The sequence below is a fragment of the Fibrella forsythiae genome, assembly GCF_017353175.1.
GTDB lineage: Bacteria > Bacteroidota > Bacteroidia > Cytophagales > Spirosomataceae > Fibrella > Fibrella forsythiae.
Genome location: NZ_JAFMYW010000012.1, coordinates 89,804 through 109,896 on the forward strand (window position 1 = coordinate 89,804; position 20,093 = coordinate 109,896).

Annotated in this window: 15 protein-coding genes; 11 read left to right on the top strand and 4 right to left on the bottom strand. The window is 53.1% G+C overall.

The window, feature by feature from the left end:
- Nucleotides 1-538: 538 nt before the first annotated feature.
- Both J2I46_RS28615 and J2I46_RS28620 read left to right on the top strand, forming a co-directional pair.
- On the top strand, nucleotides 539-1,603 hold the full coding sequence (locus J2I46_RS28615) for a sensor histidine kinase (protein ID WP_207332531.1): 1,065 nt from the start codon (nucleotides 539-541) through the stop codon (nucleotides 1,601-1,603).
- Entirely contained in the window at nucleotides 1,600-2,649 is a 1,050-nt protein-coding gene (locus J2I46_RS28620) for a sensor histidine kinase (RefSeq protein ID WP_207332532.1), read from the top strand. The genes J2I46_RS28615 and J2I46_RS28620 overlap by 4 nt, the downstream gene beginning before the upstream one ends.
- 329 nt (nucleotides 2,650-2,978) lie before the next feature.
- Here the strand turns inward: J2I46_RS28620 and J2I46_RS28625 are convergent, their stop codons facing one another.
- The gene (locus tag J2I46_RS28625) at nucleotides 2,979-4,364 is read right to left on the bottom strand and encodes a sensor histidine kinase (protein ID WP_207332533.1); all 1,386 of its coding nucleotides are present in this window, start codon (nucleotides 4,362-4,364) and stop codon (nucleotides 2,979-2,981) included.
- Between the two features lie 135 nt (nucleotides 4,365-4,499).
- On the opposite strand from J2I46_RS28625, the gene J2I46_RS28630 reads away from it, so the two are divergent.
- Nucleotides 4,500-5,834, top strand: coding sequence for a glycosyltransferase (locus tag J2I46_RS28630; protein WP_207332534.1), 1,335 nt, complete (start codon nucleotides 4,500-4,502; stop codon nucleotides 5,832-5,834).
- A 667-nt stretch (nucleotides 5,835-6,501) separates the two neighbouring features.
- Here J2I46_RS28630 and J2I46_RS28635 read toward each other — a convergent pair.
- Nucleotides 6,502-6,966: an SRPBCC family protein gene (locus tag J2I46_RS28635; protein ID WP_207332535.1), complete on the bottom strand. Its 465-nt coding sequence runs from the start codon at nucleotides 6,964-6,966 to the stop codon at nucleotides 6,502-6,504.
- Between the two features lie 755 nt (nucleotides 6,967-7,721).
- Between J2I46_RS28635 and J2I46_RS28640 the strand changes: the two genes are divergently transcribed.
- The 4 genes from J2I46_RS28640 (at nucleotide 7,722) to J2I46_RS28655 (ending at nucleotide 15,383) form a co-directional block, all read left to right on the top strand.
- Nucleotides 7,722-8,774, top strand: coding sequence for an efflux RND transporter periplasmic adaptor subunit (locus J2I46_RS28640; protein ID WP_207332536.1), 1,053 nt, complete (start codon nucleotides 7,722-7,724; stop codon nucleotides 8,772-8,774).
- Between the two features lie 5 nt (nucleotides 8,775-8,779).
- Nucleotides 8,780-13,336: an efflux RND transporter permease subunit gene (locus J2I46_RS28645; protein WP_207332537.1), complete on the top strand. Its 4,557-nt coding sequence runs from the start codon at nucleotides 8,780-8,782 to the stop codon at nucleotides 13,334-13,336.
- A gap of 244 nt (nucleotides 13,337-13,580) precedes the next feature.
- Nucleotides 13,581-14,561: a c-type cytochrome gene (locus J2I46_RS28650; RefSeq protein ID WP_207332538.1), complete on the top strand. Its 981-nt coding sequence runs from the start codon at nucleotides 13,581-13,583 to the stop codon at nucleotides 14,559-14,561.
- 198 nt (nucleotides 14,562-14,759) lie between these two features.
- Nucleotides 14,760-15,383 carry an HAD hydrolase-like protein gene (locus tag J2I46_RS28655; protein ID WP_207332539.1) on the top strand — a complete coding sequence of 208 codons (624 nt, stop codon included), beginning with the start codon at nucleotides 14,760-14,762 and terminating at the stop codon, nucleotides 15,381-15,383.
- A 4-nt stretch (nucleotides 15,384-15,387) separates the two neighbouring features.
- On the opposite strand, the gene J2I46_RS28660 is transcribed toward J2I46_RS28655, so the two are convergent.
- Together J2I46_RS28660 and J2I46_RS28665 are read right to left on the bottom strand one after the other, a co-directional pair.
- Nucleotides 15,388-16,416, bottom strand: a complete 1,029-nt coding sequence (locus J2I46_RS28660; protein ID WP_207332540.1) for a sensor histidine kinase — start codon at nucleotides 16,414-16,416, stop codon at nucleotides 15,388-15,390.
- A gap of 88 nt (nucleotides 16,417-16,504) precedes the next feature.
- Entirely contained in the window at nucleotides 16,505-16,663 is a 159-nt protein-coding gene (locus tag J2I46_RS28665; RefSeq protein WP_207332541.1) for a hypothetical protein, read from the bottom strand.
- 235 nt (nucleotides 16,664-16,898) lie between these two features.
- Between J2I46_RS28665 and J2I46_RS28670 the strand changes: the two genes are divergently transcribed.
- The 4 genes from J2I46_RS28670 (at nucleotide 16,899) to J2I46_RS28685 (ending at nucleotide 19,717) form a co-directional block, all read left to right on the top strand.
- The gene (locus J2I46_RS28670) at nucleotides 16,899-17,435 is read left to right on the top strand and encodes a hypothetical protein (protein WP_207332542.1); all 537 of its coding nucleotides are present in this window, start codon (nucleotides 16,899-16,901) and stop codon (nucleotides 17,433-17,435) included.
- A gap of 13 nt (nucleotides 17,436-17,448) precedes the next feature.
- The gene (locus tag J2I46_RS28675; RefSeq protein WP_207332543.1) at nucleotides 17,449-17,586 is read left to right on the top strand and encodes a hypothetical protein; all 138 of its coding nucleotides are present in this window, start codon (nucleotides 17,449-17,451) and stop codon (nucleotides 17,584-17,586) included.
- Nucleotides 17,583-18,239, top strand: a complete 657-nt coding sequence (locus tag J2I46_RS28680) for a DAPG hydrolase family protein (RefSeq protein WP_207332544.1) — start codon at nucleotides 17,583-17,585, stop codon at nucleotides 18,237-18,239. The genes J2I46_RS28675 and J2I46_RS28680 overlap by 4 nt, the downstream gene beginning before the upstream one ends.
- A 113-nt stretch (nucleotides 18,240-18,352) precedes the next feature.
- The gene (locus tag J2I46_RS28685) at nucleotides 18,353-19,717 is read left to right on the top strand and encodes a hypothetical protein (protein WP_207332545.1); all 1,365 of its coding nucleotides are present in this window, start codon (nucleotides 18,353-18,355) and stop codon (nucleotides 19,715-19,717) included.
- Nucleotides 19,718-20,093: the final 376 nt, after the last annotated feature.

The window sequence follows — 20,093 nt, forward strand, 5'->3', positions numbered from 1 at the left end:
TGTTACTTAAGCCCAATCCGTTGCTCAACGGTCGCGTGGGCTTAAGTAACACGATTGCTGATAATCAGTTGTTTGACATCACCTATGCTTGACTAAATGACCAATAGCTGTTCGGTCAGAATCACGTTTTGCCTGACACGGTACGCCGCTGCGGGCATTTTTGATCAACAGTTGAAGGTAAAGCGAAGGTAACCGACGCACTTCGGTGACAGGCAGTACGTAGTCTACCAGCATGAGCGCGTCGCCGTGATGAGTTGGCAGGAGATGGTATCAGAAGTACTGGCTGTCGCGAACGTTAATCTGTTTTGATAGTAAGCTGACCTAAGCAGTCCCCAGTTTTGAAAACCGATGAGCAAAGGTGCGGCCACCATTGCACGAGCTTTAGTATACGGGCATGGGCGGCGACAAAGGAAATGATTTCTATACTCTCAAGTTAGCACGTCGTAACCATAAAATACAAACCAACGTCTATACCGTCTGGTGCCACCCTATTTTTCACCGGTACTTGTATTTTTGTCGTCACCCTAACTGACTGAAAGTGGATACCTTCAGCGATCAAAAGCTACGCATATACGGCCCGTTTGTGCTGTTTCTGATCGGGACGTTGTTTTTTCGGTTGAACTGGTACTTCGAGTTATCGCTCTCTGACCTGGCCATTTCGGACCTGATTAGCCTGGTGGCGGGCTACGTTTGCTGGGAATTGGCACGCTGGATGATCCATCAGTTGCAGGCCCGATATCCTAATCTCCTCAACACCCGTCGGCGGTTGCGCTGGATGGTCCTGTTGTTGTTTACATTGGCCAATGTGGCCTGGGCCATGCGGCGATTGGGTTATGTGCTCCTGGCAACAGACGATAGGTTTATGGTTCCCCTACCCAATTATACCTATGGCCTGGGGATTCAGCTTTTTTACCACTGCGTGTATTATGTTGTCTATGAGGGCGGCTACGTGTTACAGGCATGGCGGCAGACATACAACAACAACGAACAGTTGAAAAAGAACCGCCTGACCCACCAATTAAATCAGTTGCGCACCCAATTGAACCCGCACTTCCTGTTCAACAGCCTTAACTCGCTGTCGATGCTGATTCATGAGAACCCCCGGCAGGCTGAAGCCTTCGTAGATGAACTCAGTAGTGTGTACCGCTACGTGTTACGATCCAATAACCACAACGAGGAAGCCCCCGAACTCACGACGCTGGAGCAGGAGCTACAGTTTATCCGGTCGTATTTCGAGCTATTAACGATTCGCTATGGAAAGGGTATCGACTTACACATCGACGTTGATTGTCGGTACCTGAACCACCAAATTCCGCCGCTGACGCTGCAACTGCTGGTCGAGAACGCCGTGAAGCACAATGTCATTTTGTCCGACAGCCCGTTGCGGGTAGTCATCTTCACCGAAGGCCTCCAGCTGGTCATTCAGAACAACCTGCAACGGAAAAATTCTGCTGTCCATTCCACGAAAATCGGACTGAACAGTATTGCCATGAAATACCGGTTACTGGGGTCATTCGCTATCAGTATCTGCGAAGAAGCGGGATACTTTGTGGTGAAACTGCCGTTACTGCCCACCCAGCTCACCCCCGTCAACGAACCATGAAACCCCTCAACGACACGCGACTGCGCCTGCTGGGGCCAATTGGGCTATACCTGTTTGTAGCCGTTTTTTTTCGGCTCGACTGGTACCTCACACTCCCGCTCGACAAACTGCTTATCAACGACCCCATTGCCCTATTTTGGGGACTGGTGTGCTGGCAGCTAGCCCGCTGGGTGGTATTGAAAATTCAGGCGCGGTATCCGGGATTGTCTAACACGCACACACGGCTATTGTGGTTGTTAGCATGTTTGCCGGCGTTGGTTTGTCTGGCCTGGTTTCTGCGCCACGCTACGCGTTTTCTGCTGGATGGGCATTTTTTTTACTTCGGCAGCGCGGTTGAACTGAGCCGTACCATCGGCATCCAGCTCTTTTACCATTTCATTTACTTCACGATCTACGAAGGCTGGTACATTCTCCGGCAGTGGCAGCACGAAACCGTGGAGGTCAACGCGCTGGAGAATGCGTCGTTGCAGAGCCAGATTTTATCGCTGCAACATCAGGTAAATCCCCATTTTTTGTTCAACAGCCTCAATTCACTCTCCGCCCTGATCGCCGACGATCCAAATCGTGCCGAGTTGTTTCTGGATGAGTTGACTACCGTATTCCGTTACCTGTTGCAGGCCAGCAGTCGATCGTCGGTAACACTCGGCGAAGAACTGGCATTCGTGCGGGCCTATATCCACCTCTTACAGGCCCGCTACGACACCGGGTTACAATTAGATGTGGCCGTCGATGCGTCACAAGAGGAAGCGTACCTAGTTCCGCTGACGTTGCAGACCCTGATCGAGAATGTCATTCGCTACAACGTTATACTGCCCGAACAGCCGCTTCGTATCCGCATTTACACCGAACAGGGGCGGCTGTTTGTTGCCAATACCCTGCAACGCAAAACCCTGCGCGTAGCCATGGCTGGTTCGGGCCTGACCAACCTGGCGATGCGCTACAAACTGACGAACTATGGGCAACTCGCCATCAACGAAACGGCCGGTTGGTTTGTAGTTAGCCTGCCCCTGGTACGCGAGCTCGAAAACGCGCTGCTGCCCACTTAGCCAGCCTTTTCCTTTCACCAGTGTGTTTACCAGACAACGCAAAGCCCGCTGATGAAGCGGCTTTTTCGTTACAGGCATCAAGTTAATGTTATTCGTTATGCCAAAGTAATTTCTTGAGCTACGACGGATGCAACCCGGGCAAGCCTTTTGAATTTGCTGTTGGCTTCGACGTCAAGTCCAGCGGTTCGTATCAGCTGTATGTTGTATCTGGTGCGCAGGATTTCAGGGGCCGCCGTACTGAGGCTTCACCTGCAAAAGGCCAAACGACTCACGGAAACGTAGTAAGTTAGTCCCTTCCATTGCTAATAGCCGAATGCCTATCCATGCAATCAGCAGCCACCGTCATTGTCGATTAGTTGAGTCGCTGGCAAAAGGGGCAGTGTTACCCGAAACCAACCTTCCTTCTCCTCAATCAAGGGTAGGGAGCTGCCCAATAGCCGGTACTTGTCGGCGATGTTGTTCAGCCCCACCCCATTTGATTCAACTCGGACGTTTCGGCGCTGCATATTGTTTTCAACCACTAAGTACCCTTGCCCTGTTGTGCGAATGCGTATGGTCAGAGGTTCATTGGGCAGGACCCTATTGTGTTTGACGGCGTTTTCTACCAGCAGTTGTAGGGTCAGCGGCGGAATTAAGGCGTCGTAGTGGTTAGAGGCAATGTTCAGTTCGGGGCAGACGCTGTCACCGAAGCGAATCGTAAGCAGGAAAAAATACGATTTAATAAATGCCATTTCAGCGTTTAGGGGCGTCAGCTCCTGATCGGCTGACCGCAGCAAGTAGCGGTACACACTGCTTAGCTCGTCTACGTATTCTGTGGCCTGACGCGGGTTTTCGTCAATGAGCGCGGAGAGCGTATTAAGGGCATTAAACAAGAAATGCGGGTTGACCTGACTTTGCAGGGCGCGCATCTGAGCTTCGGTACGTTGCTGTTTGAGGTGTTGAAGCGCAAGATCGGATTGAAGTTGCTGGCGCAGGTGTTGCTCCCGTTCGCGGATGAGTCCCTGTTCGATCCGCACTTGTTGCAGGGCACGCTGCTGTTGCCGATACGAGAGACCCAGCGACACGCTTGCCATGTCGAGAAGGATACCGAACTGGATAAGAAAACCGGGATGAATCGGTGACGGTAAATCAGAAAAAGTTACTAATCGCTCGGCATTGGCATAGTGGCTGATGATGAAAATGCCGATGAGTTGGGTAATCCACAGGGCCAAGGTTCCCGCTATAAAAAAGCGGGCCAGCAGATCTGTAGACCGGACGTGTATGATCACCGTGTAAAGAATCGTCAGGTACGCCATTGAAACTACAAGCACCCTCATACCATTGAGTTGTGTTTCGTGCCACTGGGTTTGCCAGGCCGACGAGAACAAATTAAAATACACTTCGGGCAGAGCTACAATCAGTATGCCTTTCTGTATAATCCGGTACCAGCGCAACAGAGCAGGGCGGGTTTTCAACTGTAAAAAGGTAATGGCTATTTCGAGGTAGAGCCAAGCGAACATGTGTACGTTAACGGTGTGGATAAACGCTTTTACCGGAGATACTGGAACGTTATCCAGGCCAAAAGCGAGTAGCCACAATAAAATGTACAGGGTATACAAACCGTAGATCCGCTCCCGCCGCACCATCCATTGAATGAGGTTAGCAATCAGAATAACAGTAGTGGCTCCTATGAATAGCAATATCCATTCGGCGTAGGTAGGGAAAAAAGAGGGCATATGTCGAAGGGCTGGATATAGACGAAACTAGGTAATTATCGCTTTAGCCGCTACTTTTTCCGGTTCAATAGGTATTGAGTATATAAGCAAAAGAGGCAACGGTAATTTCGTCATCAATCGTAAACAATAACACTTATGACACCTCAGCGAATCCTCTTTGCTACCATGCCCCTCGACGGCCATTTCAACCCATTAACCGGCCTGGCTGTTCATTTACAGCAACTCGGCCACGATGTACGGTGGTATGTAGGTGGCCCCTATGGCGACCGAGTCCGAAATCTAGGGCTGCATCATTACCCGATCGTCAAAGCCCAGTTTGTCAATCAAACCAACATCGACGAAATTTTCCCCGAACGAACTGTTTTGAAAAACCCGATAGCCCGACTTCGCTTCGACATCGATCAGTTTTTCCTGCGCCGTGGACCCGAATACGTTGAAGATATCCGGGCTATTTACCTGGAATGGCCATTCGATCTGATCGTTTATGACTGCGCCTGCGTTGGAGGGTTGCTTGTTCAGCAGTTACTGAGTGTGAAGGGGGTCAGTATGGGAATTATCCCCCTGTCCGAATCGGATGACTACGTACCCGTTAGTGGGTTGGGACTTCAACCGGCTACTTCCGCGCTGGGGCAGATAATACAGGGATTGGTTCGCCGGTTTGTGCAAAATGTGTTGTTCAAGCCCTCTAACAAGCTTTATAACCAACTTCGCCTGCAGTTAGGCTTGCCGCCAGAGCAAGGCTTCGTCTTTGATTCGCTAATCAGAAAAGCCGATTTGTATTTGCAGAGTGGTGTGCCCGGTTTCGAGTTTCCACGCCAACAAATCAGCCCTACCATTCGGTATGTAGGGTCATTGTTACCCCATCGGTCCGGCAAGGTAGGTTCATTCGGGCTGGCCGAGTGCACGCTACACTACAAACATGTAGTGCTGGTAACGCAGGGCACGTTTGAGTGTGACCCGGAAAAAATCATTGTGCCAACATTGGAAGTCTTTAAAAACGACCCTGATACAATGGTGATTGTAACGACAGGTAGTTCAGGCACGGCGGAGTTACGTCATCGTTATCCGCAAACTCATATTATAATCGAAGACTTCATCGATTTCAATGTTGTTATGCCCTACGTGAGCGTGTATGTAACCAACGGTGGCTACGGAGGCGTTATGATGGCAATACAGCACAAACTACCTATTGTAGTTGCGGGTATTCACGAGGGCAAAAACGAGATTGCCGCCCGCATCGCGTACTGCCGCGTCGGTATTAACCTTAAAACCGAGACACCTAAACCCGTCCAAATTCAACGGGCGGTTAGGCGCGTCCTGGCTGATCCCCTCTTTAAAAATCAGGTGCGCCAATTGAGCCATGAATTTAGCCAATATCAGCCCAACGAACTGGCTGCAGGCCACATTCACGCCTTAATGATGAGCCAATCGAACCCTATATTGGCTGGTGTTAGTAGCCCTGTAGACTAACAGAACTGATTTATCAGCAGTAACCTTCAGCACCCCTTGTACACGTACCTACAGGGCTTTCACAAAAAAGGACTAACAGCCAGCTGTTAGTCCTTTTTTGTGAAAGCCCTGTACTGGTAAGGCAACAGCACCAATGGTCAGTCTACGAACGTCAGCATGAACTCTAACCTGAGCAGAGGCTTTATATGGTGAGCCAATAGTAAGCCTGCCGATTGCGCAAAAAGACCTTGGCCATCACGGCATGAGTGTGTCGAGGCTGGCGAGCAACTTACTAGTATCAGTTTCATATGTCGCCAAGCCTGCTGACTCAGCCAATCACGATTATAACTTGGAGAAGCCCTTTAGTGATTTGGGCGGTCAGTATGCGTAGCGTCCCGATGCTGATTATCCATGTGTGGCTTCTCCGTGGATAACGGCAATAATCCGTTTAAAGCAATCGCGCCACGCTTTGAGTCATCGTTATAGCGTTCAAAAAGCTTATGGGTTCTCCACTACCTGCGTCGTTTCATGGCCTTGGGTAGTGGTGATAAAAACCTATGTTCACTGATACTGATTGCTGCTGATCAGCCATACTTCACTATAAAACAGCACCTAACAACACTGGCAACCGCTCAGAAAAAGCTGGTTGGCTAGGTTGTTAGGTGCTTCAAAACCGGCTGGTGGATGTTTAGGCTGCGACCGTGGTTAGCGCTGTGCGGGGGCGTACGGTGGCGATTCGCCTCAGGGTAAGCAGATCGCGCTGAATTTGCTGACTGAACAGTTCGTGGGTAAGGGCAGGCAGCAGTTTATAAAGACCCGTGGGCTCAATCGTCAGTTCGTAGGTAAACCTGGTTTGGTTGGGAGCTACTGCCTCGAACAGCCGTTTTCCCTGTATGCTCATAGCCGTGTTTACAGTGCGGAAAGCCAGTCGGCAGTTGGGCTCTACGGCCTCAATGACGGCTGTCATCGTAAAATAGTTTCCCTGGTAACTCATGGCTTCCTGAAAGGTCATCCCTACATAGGGGAGGCCCGGTGTAGTCTGCTTACGCGAGAGGTTCATTCGCCAGAGCAGGTCATTTTCTAGGTTGCCGGCCAGTGCGAATACCTCGGCAACGGGCCGGTTTATCAGTTCGGTAACTTGACAAGTGATCATACTATGTTTGGTTTAAGAGCAATATGGCTGTTTAAGGTCTGCGGGAGGTAACAGGCGACTAGTGGCAGCAGGTAGGCAACCGAACGTTTCGCATTCTGAAGGCTGGTGTTGCCGTTGCTCGTTTTTAGGTACGTGCCGCGAGCCTTGACCTGAAGGATGCCAGACCGGCTTTCATCGCCACGCTCAACTACTATCGTGTTCGCTCACGAACAGACCCACACAAACTGCTACTTTTTACTGCGCTGTTTATCAATGGGTTAAAAAGCAGCAGTACATCTACCGCAAAACTGATAGACTTTTTCCCTATTACATCGCTCGTTTCGAATGAATTGACGTATTCACGGGTCGAACCGGCGAAACAGGCTATTGAAGAGAGAAGTAGGCCTCAATGGCTGCGACCTACAACCACCAGGAAAAACGCTGGTTCATGGCTCCTTTTTGGCCTAGGTGAAACAGTGGTAAACGGGCATCTTGGCCGAGTTGTACATGACTTAACGCCGTAGGTTGAGGTCGGGCCGTGACACGCCAGCGCCATCTGGCCTCCGTTCCCAAAGCCGTTTTTCGCTCCGTTTCAACAGCGGCTTTTTTACGTTTCAGCCTGACTTTGTCCACATTCATAACGCTTGCTGTGGTGCCAGATACGTAGCCTCCCAACCTTTACATCGCTTTTCGGAGCCAACCTCTTTTTAAACCGGCCACCTACCGACCTGCCCAGTGATGACAGGCCGACGATGACCACATCTGGACAACTACACATGAAAAAGTTAGGCACTATCATCGTTATCCTGGCCTGCATGGGGGGCACGACCTCCTTGCTGATGAGCAACAAGCAGAAACAGGCAGGACAGATTCGTGATGCGCAGAAACCCCTTGTCACAACCGTGTCTACAGCCCCTGTCACCCAGCAATCCTTTTCGGAGGCAGCGCAGTACGTGGGCAAAACCGAGTGCTGGCGCGAAGTGACCATGAACGCCACCACACAGGGTACCATCCGCACCCTTACCGCCCACCTCGACGGACCTGTGCGCGAAGGGCAGCCTCTGCTCACGGTAGATACTGAACTAACCAACATTGCCCTAGCCCAGGCCGACGCGCAACTACACAAAGCCCAGACCGATCTGGCCCGCTACGAAACGCTGCATCGCGAAAACAACGTACCCACCACCGACGTGGAAAACGCCCGATTGCAGGTACGTACCCTGGAGACTCAACGGCTTACCCTTCGTAAGCAACTCCGCGAGGCGGTCGTGAAATCCCCCATCAGTGGCATAGTGACCACCAAACTGGTTGAACCTGGCATGTTTATAGCGCCCGGTTCTCCCTTAATGACCATCACCGACATGTCAGCGGTGAAATTGGTGGTGGGCGTTCCCGAAGCTGAAGTTGGTCAGTTTCGGCCCGGTCGACAGGTGGTGGTGCAGTTCGACATGTACCCCGGTCAGTCGGTAACGGGCATAGTGCGACAGATCCGGTTGAAAGGTGGCGATACGGGTAAGTTTCCGGTCGAAATTCGGGTTAACAATACCCCCAACGTTCCACTTCGGGTGGGGATGACAGCCAGCATTTCAGTGCCCAACGCCAGCCGGGCCAGTGGCCTGGCGATCCCCCGCACGGCCCTTGTTACCACCAGCGCCACGCCCGCCGTATACGTCATACAGGGCAAACATCTCAGCCTGCGCTCTATCCAGCCCGGCCACACCTTCGGCACTACACTGCTGGTTAACAAAGGCTTACAAGCTGGTGAACAAGTTATTATCAGCGGCACGGAAGGGTTGAAAGAAGGACAAACTGTAGTCGTAAGCCAATAAGAATTATGAAACTTACTCTCCTTTCCATCACCCGCCCCATTTTGGTGATTGTCCTGTTTGTAGTACTGGGCATTCTGGGGCTGTATTCGTACACGCAGATGCGGTACGAACTCCTGCCAAACATGTCGATTCCGTTTATTATCGTCACAACGCCCTATCCGGGTGCATCGCCGACGGAGGTTGAACTCGGGCTGACCAAGCCCATTGAAGATGCCGTTTCGTCGGCTGATCGGATCAAGCGCGTAACGTCGTTGTCCCTCGAGAACGTCTCGGTCGTTATGGTCGAATTCAAGCACGATGTAGACGTCGACAAGGCGCAGCAGGATGTGCAGCGTAAGGTCAACACCGTAACGGGTACGTTGCCGACGGGGGCTAAAACGCCCACCCTCGACCGGTTTTCACTCACCGAACGGCCCGTCGTGCAGGTAGCAGCCAACAGTAACCTGTCAGATCTGGAATTGGGTACGTTACTCAAAACACAGATCAAGCCCCGGCTATCGCAGGTGGCGGGCGTGGGTCAGGTGCAGTTTGTAGGCCTGCCCGAAGCTGAGGTGAGTATTGCCCTCGACGCCGCCAGACTACGCGCACTTAACCTGTCTACGATACAGGTGGTCGGAGCCATTCGTACAGCAAACCTAAATGTACCGTCGGGGAGCGTTCGCGATACCGACGCGGCCTATTCGGTGCGCGTTGTGGGTAAATCCGATGCCCTCGATCACCTCCGCGACATTGTGGTATATCGAAGTCCAGCGGGCCAAAAAGTACTTCTGGGCGATGTGGCGTCTATTTCGTTGACACCCAAAGAACTGGAAAACAAGAGCCGATACATGGTGGCCTCCGACACCGCCCAACCCGAAAGCCACGCCGCCGTGGGTATTCTGGTGAAAAAACAAGCGGGTGCCAACAACGTCGACGTAAGTGCCGCCGTACGCAAGACGCTGACCCAACTCGAACAGGACTACGCGTCGTCGGGCCTGCGCTTCACCATTGCGCAGGACGGTTCAGAGTTTACACTGGCGGCGGCAACGGCCGTTAACCACGACCTGATGCTGGCCATTGGACTGGTGGCGCTGGTGATGTTTGTCTTTTTACACAGCCTGCGATCGTCGCTGATAGTAATGGTGGCTATTCCCGCCTCGCTGCTGTCAACGTTCATTTTCATGAACCTGCTGGGCTTCTCGCTTAACCTGCTTACGCTGTTGGCCCTCTCACTGGTGATCGGTATCCTGGTCGACGACTCCATCGTGGTGCTCGAAAGCATTTACCAGCGCATGGAAAAAGACGGTGCTTCGTCGGATGAAGGCCGAAAGGCGGCGGCGCTGAACGGGCGTAGCGACATTGGCTTTGCGGCCATCGCCATTACGCTCGTCGACGTGGTCGTGTTTGTCCCGCTGTCGTTCTCGCCGGGGCTGGTGGGTGATCTGGTACGCGAGTTTTCGCTCGTGGTGGTCATCTCCACGCTTTTCAGCCTGCTGGTATCGTTCACGCTCACGCCCATGATCGCCTCGCGCTTTGGTAAGGTCGAACACCTGACCCGCAACACCCTCATGGGCCGGTTTGGCCTGGGTTTCGAACGGCAATTTGCACGACTGTCGGCGGCCTACATGCAATTGCTGAAATACACGCTACACTACCGAAAAACCACCGTTCTGATCACATTTGGGCTGTTTATGATAGCCCTCATGCTTCCCGGCGCGGGCTTCATCGGTGGGGAGTTTATGGCCCCCGCCGACAAAGGTGAGATCAATGTGGTACTGCAATTTCCCGAAGGCTATAAGCTCGAGCAGACCGACGCGATGGCGAAGCTGTTCGAGAAGAAACTGTACCGCCTGCCCGAGGTGCGGCGCGTGTTTACCAACGTGGGAGCCAACCCAGAAGGCTGGTCGGGGCTACCCACCAGCAAAAACGCCGTAGAATTCGCAGTGGCTTTCGCGCCCCGCAACGAGCGCGATAAAGACCTGAACGCCCTGACGCGCGAGGTAAAAGAACTGGCGGTGCAAATACCCGGTGCGCGGGTGAGGGCTTACCCGCTGGGGCTGCTGGGTAGCGACGGTGCCGCTCCCATTGTGCTGATGGTAAGCGGCAGTAACCGAGACGTGCTTCGCCGCGAAACCACCCGCCTCACCGAGGCTATGCGGCAGATTCCCGGCACCGCCGACGTGCGTTTTTCGGGCAACGTGCGCAAGCCAGAACTGGCTATTGCCGTCGACCAGGAAAAGCTGGCGCGCTATGGCCTCACCACTGAAGCCGTGGGCATGGCTATCCGCACGGCACTGGCGGGCTTCGACGACCTTAGCATGCAACAGGATAACCAAATTGTGACCATGCGGGTACGATTTGCCGAGGCGTTCCGGAACCATACCCAACAGATGGGCCAGCTCACCCTGACAAATGCCTACGGGCAGCCCGTTGAGCTGCGGCAGGTAGCCACCATTCGCGAAACATTCGACCCGGCTATTCTGGAGCGCAAAGACCGCGAGAACTCTATGACCATCACCTCGCAAGCCGTGGGCCGACCCTCAGGCGACATTGGCGTCGATATTCAGAAGGCCGTGGCCTACCTGAAGATCGACCCGTCGGTGCAGATCACTTACGGTGGCGACCTCGAAATGCAGGACGATTCATTCGGCAAACTAGGGCTGATGTTCCTGGCGGCCATCGTGTTCATGTACCTCGTGATGGTGGCGCTCTACAACTCGTGGGCCTACCCGTTTGTGGTGCTCTTTTCCATACCGGTGGCCCTTTTCGGTGCCCTGTTTGCCCTGGCGCTGAGTATGAACTCGCTCAATGTGTTCACCATCCTGGGCCTGATCATGATGCTGGGTTTGGTGGCCAAAAACGCTATCCTGCTGGTGGAACGTACCAACGAAAACCGCGAACGGGGCCTTACGGTGGTCGACGCTCTGCTCGACGCGGGTCACGTGCGGCTGCGTCCCATCCTGATGACTACGCTGGCAATGGTGATCGGAATGCTGCCCATTGCGCTGGCCACCGGCCCTGGGGCCGAACAAAAAACGGGCCTCGCCTGGGCGCTTATCGGTGGCCTCAGCAGTTCCATGTTCCTCACGCTGATCTTCGTGCCGGTAGTGTATTACTATATAGCAAGACTGATTGGGGCGAAAAAAAAGAAGCATGGAGGAGAGAGACGTGGAGACGATGTGGCTCCGCTGGCGAAAAAAAGACGGCTCGCGTTGGCCCCATTGGCGGTGGTGGTTCTGTTGCTGCTCGGTGGCAATACCCTAGCGCAACCTGTTCCTGCCTTTCCTGCTTCTTCACCCTCTTCTTTTTCCCTTTCGTTGCAAGACGCCGCTAACTTGGTTCGACAGCAGAACGGCGAGGTGCGGGTGGCCCGACTGGGTGTGCAAAAAGCTGAGTCGCTGACCGACGAAACCCGCCGCCTGAGCCTGCCCACGGTAAACGGATCGGTTCAATACCAACGCAATATCAGCGCACCCGTGTTTTTCTTCCCCGCCTTCTCTATTACGCCCGACGGTGGTTTTTCGCTCGACAATACCCACATGACCCCCGTTACGGCGGCCCTTCAAAACCAATATAATGCGGGCCTGACCGTTGCCGTGCCCCTGCTACAGCCCAGCCTCCGGGTGGCCCGGCAGCAGGCCGTGGTTGGGCAAAAGGTGGCCTTTGAGCAGGTACGTGCTGTCACGAATCGGCAGGTAACTGATATTAAGAAGCTGTACCTCAATACTTTGCTGGCCAAAGAGCAACGGGTGCTGCTAGCACAAAGTATTGGCCGCGCCGAGCAGGCGCTGCGCGAAGTACGTAACCTCTACCGGGCGCAGCTGGTCACCGATGCCGACACACTACGGGCCTTTGTGGAGGTTGAAAACCTGAGACCTACTTTGTCTAAACTCGACCGGTTGGGGCGGCTGTTAAAGGGTCAACTTCTGGTGCTCACGGGCCTCCCCGCCAATACCGACCTGGTGCTGACCGACTCGCTGACGTACCCGGATGCGGTTGTCCTGGCCGAAGAAAGCAGCATTGAGGGAGCCTATAACCAGCGTCCCGAACTTCGTCAACTGGCGTTGGGGGTTGCCGCTAATGAGTTGCAGGCGCAGCTGGAGCAGGTACGTCGTCGGCTCACGCTGAATGCGTTTGGGCAAGTGGGTACGTTGTCACAAACCAGCAATTTCCGGTTTTCCGACAGTCGCTGGCCGGTAGTGAGCTTCGTGGGGTTGCAACTGAACGTACCCATTTTCAACGCCGCCACTGCTCCTAAACTACAACAGGCGCGGCTGGCGCAACAGCAGGCGCAGGAGCAACTTCGCTATACCAAAACGGCCATTGCCAACGAGGTACGTTCGTGCCTGTACGCCCTTGCTGAAGCCCGCGACCGCATCCTGTCTCAGGCGGGCGTGGTCCGGGCTGCCGAACGGAGTTATAGCCGCACCGAGAGCCGCTACCGGCAGGGCATCGCTAAACTAGGCGACCTCACCGATGCCGAACTGGCTCTCCGCCAGGCGCAGACCAACCGCCTTCAAGCCATCTATGATTACCAGGTGGCACAGGTAGAACTGGAGCGTGCCAAAGGCGAGGTGGAGTGATGGCCAAAACTTGACTGTTACTTCTATCACACTAGCCTGTGGGAACGCAGGCTAGTGCGTAATCCTCTTACTAGTCGGGAGTTGGACACTGAATCCACCCTTGTACAAGACGACTAAAAGCCGCTTCATAGGCGGCTTTTTCCGGTTCAGCTGACCAAGTCTTGAAGGAATACAGGCAGGCGGGCAACTTTGTTACAATCAACCTGCTCAGACTGTCCAACCTCTTTTTAATCAATTCACAACCATGAAAAAAGTCATGAAAATCCTCGGCCTCGTGCTTGGCAGCGTAGTGCTGCTTTTGGCCGGCTTCTGCGGGTACGTTGCCGCCGTGGGGGTACCCACCTACGACCCACCCGCCCTGCCTAAGATCACCGTCGACGTTACACCCGCCCGCGTGGCGCGGGGTGAGGTCATCGCCCAGATCCAGTGTATGGCCTGCCATGCCGACAAAGACAACCGGGTCACAGGCAAACACATGACCGACGTACCCTCCATGTTTGGCACTATCTATACCAAAAATATTACGCAGGATAAAGAAAAAGGAATCGGCAACTGGACTGACGGCGAACTACTCTACTTCCTGCGCACGGGCGTACGCCGCGACGGTTCCTATGCCTTCATCATGCCACAGTATCCTAACCTGTCCGACGAAGACCTGATGGCCGTGGTGGCGTGGCTAAAGTCAGACCGGTTTCCGGTGCAGGCGGCCAAAGCAGAGCCGAAGCCATCGGAGTTGAGCTTCGTGTCTAAACTACTAACCCACACGATGATGAAGCCGGAGGCTTATCCAACCTCGTTTATTGCCATGCCCGACACCAATAACATGGTGGCCCTGGGCAAATACACCGCTGATGCGTTCGGCGACTGCTTCGCCTGCCACTCCGGCGACCTGGTAAAGCAAGATAAAGTGCATACCGAAAAAACTGAAGGCTATTACGGCGGCGGGATTGAACTGATGGATGAAAAGGGACAAAAAATTATCACACCCAATCTTACCTTCGACGAGCAGACGGGCATCGCCAGAAAGTACACCAAAGATCAGTTCATCCGGGCCGTGAAAGGCGGTGTACGGCCCGATGGTAGTGTCCTGCGCTACCCGATGGCTCCCAAAATGGCGCTGTCGGACCGGGAGGTGGGTGCCATTTACGAATACCTGAAAACGGTACCCAAGATTAATAACGACATTGCCAAAAGAACCGTCGAATTGCAACTGACGCAGAAATAGGCAGGTAATCGCAGCCGATTGTAAGCTGGCACCGACTGATCAATCTGCTGACAACCAGGAGGATAAACTATGCTAAACACCGTCTTTCTGGGAACCAACCCGTCTGTAGCTGTGCAGGAACACGGTGTTCAGTCATCATTCTGACACTCATTGTGCGTTTGTCTGGCTATCGCACCACATACATAAATACTATTGCCAATGGCTACGCCATATCAACTTTTCATCTTTGACTTCGACGGTACATTGGCCGACTCCTTTCCGCTGTTTGTACGGTCGTTTAATGCCGTAGCCGGGGGATATGGCATTAAACCCATGAACCTGGCCGAACTCGATCAGTTACGAACGTTAGGCTCCCGGCAACTGATGCAGCAACTGCATATTTCGGCCTGGAAAGTACCGTTGGTTGCCTATTCGGTTCGTCGGTTAATGACGCGCGGCCTTGAGGAGGTATATCTGTTCAAGGGCGTACCTGACCTGTTACGAACAGCCATTGAGGCGCATAAGCAAGTGGCAATTGTCAGTTCGAATAGCGAAGCCAACGTTCGGCGGGTGCTGGGGCCGGAGTTGGCCTCATTGGTTAGCCATTACCAGTGTGGTACAGCCCTTTTTGGCAAAGCTCGGGCCTTTAGGCAGGTGATTCGACGGGCTGGGGTCAGCTCATCCGAGGCGTTGTGCATTGGTGATGAAATCCGGGATTATGAAGCGGCCCGATCTGAAGGTTTGGCATTTGGGGGCGTTAGCTGGGGGTACACGCAACCTGACACATTACGGGCCTTGCCTAATGCCTACTTTTTCGAAGCCATAAGTGACATCGCCTACTAGTAGCCTACACCAAAGGCAGCAACACACTGAATTCGCGCCCGTCGTCTTCGATGATGGGCGCGGGTTGACCCAGCATCTGGTATTTGCTGAGGATGTTGCTCAGGCCCACCCCGGTGCTTAGCACCCGTGTAACTTTGCGTTGCACATTGTTGCGCACAATCAGGTGGTTTGCCTCGTCGGTCAGCAGATTAATTGTGAGGGGCTGTTCGGGCAGGACGACATTGTGCTTCACCGCATTCTCGATCAACAGTTGCAACGTTAGTGGGGGAAGCTTGCGGTCTTCCATGCCCGGCAGAATGTGCGTCACCAGGGTCAGTGCTTCACCGTGGCGGGTTTTCAGCAGGTGGTAATACGAGTCGACAAAGTCGAGTTCAGTCGCTAGCGTAACCAGCGGCGTTTCATTAGCACGCAGCAGGTAGCGGTAGACCGAACTAAGTTCTTCAGCATAGGCCCCGGCCTGTTTGGAATCTTCCTCGATCAGAACACTTAGCGAGTTGAGACTATTAAAGAGAAAATGTGGGTTTACCTGCTGACGCAGCGCATCTAGTTGCGCCTGGAGCTGCGCCTTGCTGAGCGTTTCTACCTCCCGTGTCGACCGCTGCCAGTAGGTGAAAGCGTCTATGCCTTCGTAGGTGATCACCACAATTGCCACGATGACGAGGGTATACAGTATGGCGAATCCTAAACGGACAATACTCGGTTCGAAACCGGGTAGCTCAATGGCCCAGAACAGGCCATACAACAGCATAGCCAGGAGGCTCGAAGACGTACCCGTGCTGACAAATCGAATAATAAGACGCTGGATATATTGTTTTGGATTAGTAAACTGCCGGTTTATATAAAGAGCTATCTGGTTATTGATAAGCCAGTTACCGAATGATTCCACAAAGGCAATACTCGTTGCCAGGCCGAACGTAGTCCAGCTGTGCCAGTAGGGATCGCCAATCATAATCCAGTTGAGCAGGCCGATGTACGCGGGCAACACGATCAATTGCATTAGCCAGTCGTAGCGGGAGTAGTTCAATGAACTCATGGGAAGAGGTAAGGCAACAAGTACGTAGTCAAAACTAAAGAATTCTACGGGATTAGTATGTAGCATACCATTGAGTATGTACCTGATTCTACGGGGCGGTAAGCACGTCCGGTTTGGCTGTCGCTGAGTCATCGGTTTTGTCAGCCGTCGTTGTAAAATTCATGTCAAGGGTGGCTTTTGCCAGATCCCTTAATGCGAGCAGGTAATACATGCTGGCCATACCCATGTATGTCAGGGGAGTAATCATACCCATCATCTACCAGCTTTGACGATTTCCGGGCATTTGCTGACGTATCAAGTCAGTCGCCCATAACGCGCTGACAATCAAATAGTAGCGCGTTTTTCATACTATTAATGTGCCGTTTCATGAGCAGCTTTTTCCGTTTCAGCTTGCCGGCGGTTTCGGGAGTGACCAGGTCACGCCAATTTTGATTCGTAAACAACAACGCGCCCTGGCGCACCTCTAAAACCAAGTTAATACCATGAAAACGTTATTCGTTGTGCTGCTGGTCGTGGCCGCACTCAGCACAAGTTGTAAAAACAGTAACACTGATGTGCTGCCCGGTGGCAGCGTAGACGCACAGGCCGTTGGCAAGTGGATGTATGGCTCATTTTCAATGAGCGATTTCTGGTCGTACGACGGCCGAAATCTGGGCAAACCTTTTGAACTGGCGGTGGTCTTCGACTTCAAGTCCAACGGTACCTACGAAAAGTATTTTGTAGCCGCCGCTCAGGATTACAGCAGTTGCCGAACCGAGGCCTTCAGCTACGAAAAAGGCCGCGTCGATTTCAATAAGGCCGACGGAACCTTCACGACCACGCCCACCGAGGGCCAGTACCGGGGCTACTACTCATGCATTCCCAGCAAGAATATCAACCGCCCTATGGAAAAATCGGAGTTGAAGATCCAGACGTATTACTACGAGCTACAAACAGGCAGCAACGGCAAGCCTGCCATTGTGGTGCGGTTCAACAAAGCCGATACCAATACTAGCACCTTCCTGCCCACGTCGTGGTAAGCTACCGCTTCACGTGCTCAACCTCAACGTACCTGCCAATAGCTGGTCGATGCGGACCGATCTGTTTGGCAAGTATGGGCTGGTCGGCAGTATCGGCGCGGCCATCACGAGCGAGCTTACTTACCCATTGATCAACTCACAACTAAAATGAACAGACAACTCCCTCTTCCACTGCCCATCCAATGGACTATGAAGCCACTGGCTTCAGCGCGAACGACGTTCTCTGTGCTGCCTTTCGGTAGTTTCGAGCTGACCATTGAGCATGACCTCATCCGGGGCGTAACCCCTGATATGCTGCTTTGGTGGTTTCGGCACATCGGCGGAACCATAACGTACCGGGGCGAGACGTATAGTCGTTATCGGGTATGGCACCCCCTCGACCACATCCATTGGTCAATGACAAACCCTGGTCCCAACGGTGCCGCGCAGGTAGGCTCGCGCTTTCGCATTGTGGAAGCATTTGGCCGTAATGCGGCCTGCTACGTAGACAGCGTTGAAACCGTAGTGAAGTTAGACGAGGAAGGTATCCGGCTTGTGCGGCGCGAACTGGGGCAGGAAGTATTTAGTCTACAGCATTGGTTTGAGGCTACGCCGGATGGTACGTTGTATCGTTCACGCATGCAGGTCGGCGCAGAAAATCTAGTCGGTCAGTACATACTGAACCCGTTGCTGCAACGCTTTCTGTTCACCCGTGATATGGGGAATGCCTGGCTCAAACACAACATTGAAGAGGTTGGTAATTTCGAGCAGTTCTTACCGGAACTCTATGAACAGCCTCATCTACCCGTTAGTCACATTGTGTAGTCTTCGAAAAAGCCGCTTCGACAGCGGCTTTTTCCGTTTCATCCGGCCAGCCATTTCCGACGTACCTGCCACCAACCAACTTTGGCGTCATAAACGACAAACAAAAATGAGCCATGACTAAATTATATGCCCTCTTGTTAAGCCTGACACTCACCGCTCTGTCGGTAGGCTGTAAAAAAGATGTCGATATTCTTACGCCCACTCCAGAAGACCCGATCGACGTACCCACGCCCGGCGAACCCCGCCCCGGCAAAGTTTGTCCGGTCGGCACTCCGCTGGGCGACGATTCCTTTGTTGGAACCACCATCGGCCCGGCGGGTGGTAAACTCACGTCAACCAATTTAGGCCTGACCATCAACGTACCAGCGGGGGCTGTTGAAAGCACCCAAACGTTTAGCGCGGAGGCAATTACGAATACTGTCCCGCAAGGATTAGGTTTGGGCTTCCGGCTGGCACCACATGGCATCACCTTCAAAAAGCCAGTTACGATCAGCGTTCGTTACAACCCAAAAAATCTGAGCGGTACGTTTCCCCAAGCCTTAGTAATGGCCTACCAAAGCGACAAAGGCATCTGGCGAATTCCCAGTACCAAGCGGTGGGTTGATACAACCGCCCACACCGTGAACATTGAAACCACGCACTTCAGCGACTGGGCAGTGATGCAGCGCGTCGTACTGGTACCGGCAACAACTGCGCTGAAGCCGGGGGCCAGCCTCATATTACACGCTCGAGGTTATCCTAATGAGCTTGATATTCCATATCCAGGAGGGGCATCAGGGACTGACGTGGATATACCGGAGCCAGAAACGGTTACGTTAGTTGATGAAACAAGTTGGAAGTATTCGGGCGCAGGACAGTTGAAACCCGCGATCACTACCGCGACCTATACGGCTCCAGCGACGCCACCTGCCCGTAACCCCGTTTCTGTCAGCGTGAAGCTGAAAGGCCCGACCGTGATCGACGGCAACACGGTCAACGAGATCTGGCTGGTGTCTAACATATACGTAGCCGACGAAGGCATTACCTACCGCATCAACGGTGGCCCCTGGGTCAAAACATCCGTGTCGCAGGGTGGCCAAATTCAAATGACCGATAACGGGCGAGTTTTTTTGATGGTTGGCGCATCGATAACGACCGGCATTACCATCTCCAACATGAACATACCTATTCCGGATGGCGGTATGACTGAAGGCACTAGCGGAACCTATGAACAGAATTGGTCGAAAAACGGGTCAGGACCAAAATTTTTGCTCTCTGATAATAGTGGACCCTATGTCTATGTGAACTATTATAACATAGTTGAGCAAACTTTCGACAGCCCCGGCTCACTCGTATTCAGTCAGTTCGGGAAAGTTGGTGAGCCAATTATAGGTACGTTTCTATTGGAAAAAGCAGGTAGAAATCGACCAGGTCAGAAAGATGATTTCTCGACCACCGCAGTGATAGATGGTTTTTTCCGAGTCACACGCACGAAATAGCGCCTCCCTGCCGACAGGCAAACAAACTGATAGTTCTCATTATCATGATCACCTCCCCAAGGCCGCCTAAACTCTCGTGGCCCGGTAGGTTCCTGCTGTTTGGCAGGCCTACCTGCGTTTGTGGTTGTGCCTTATGTGTTTCAGCGAACGCGCAACACCACCACCGGCTTGGTCATACACGGGCTGATGAACGGCCCCATCTTTGTTGTCATGTCTCTGGGCCTGCTCAGCCCTTTGCCGTAACAGCTTCACAGGCCTTACCTTGAGTGTCAGGTACGTGAACGACCAACCTGTACATCGCTTTTCGAAGCAACCCTCTTTTAGCTGGCTATTTGTCCATCTGTGCTTATCACCGACGGGTCGACGCTGAGCACAG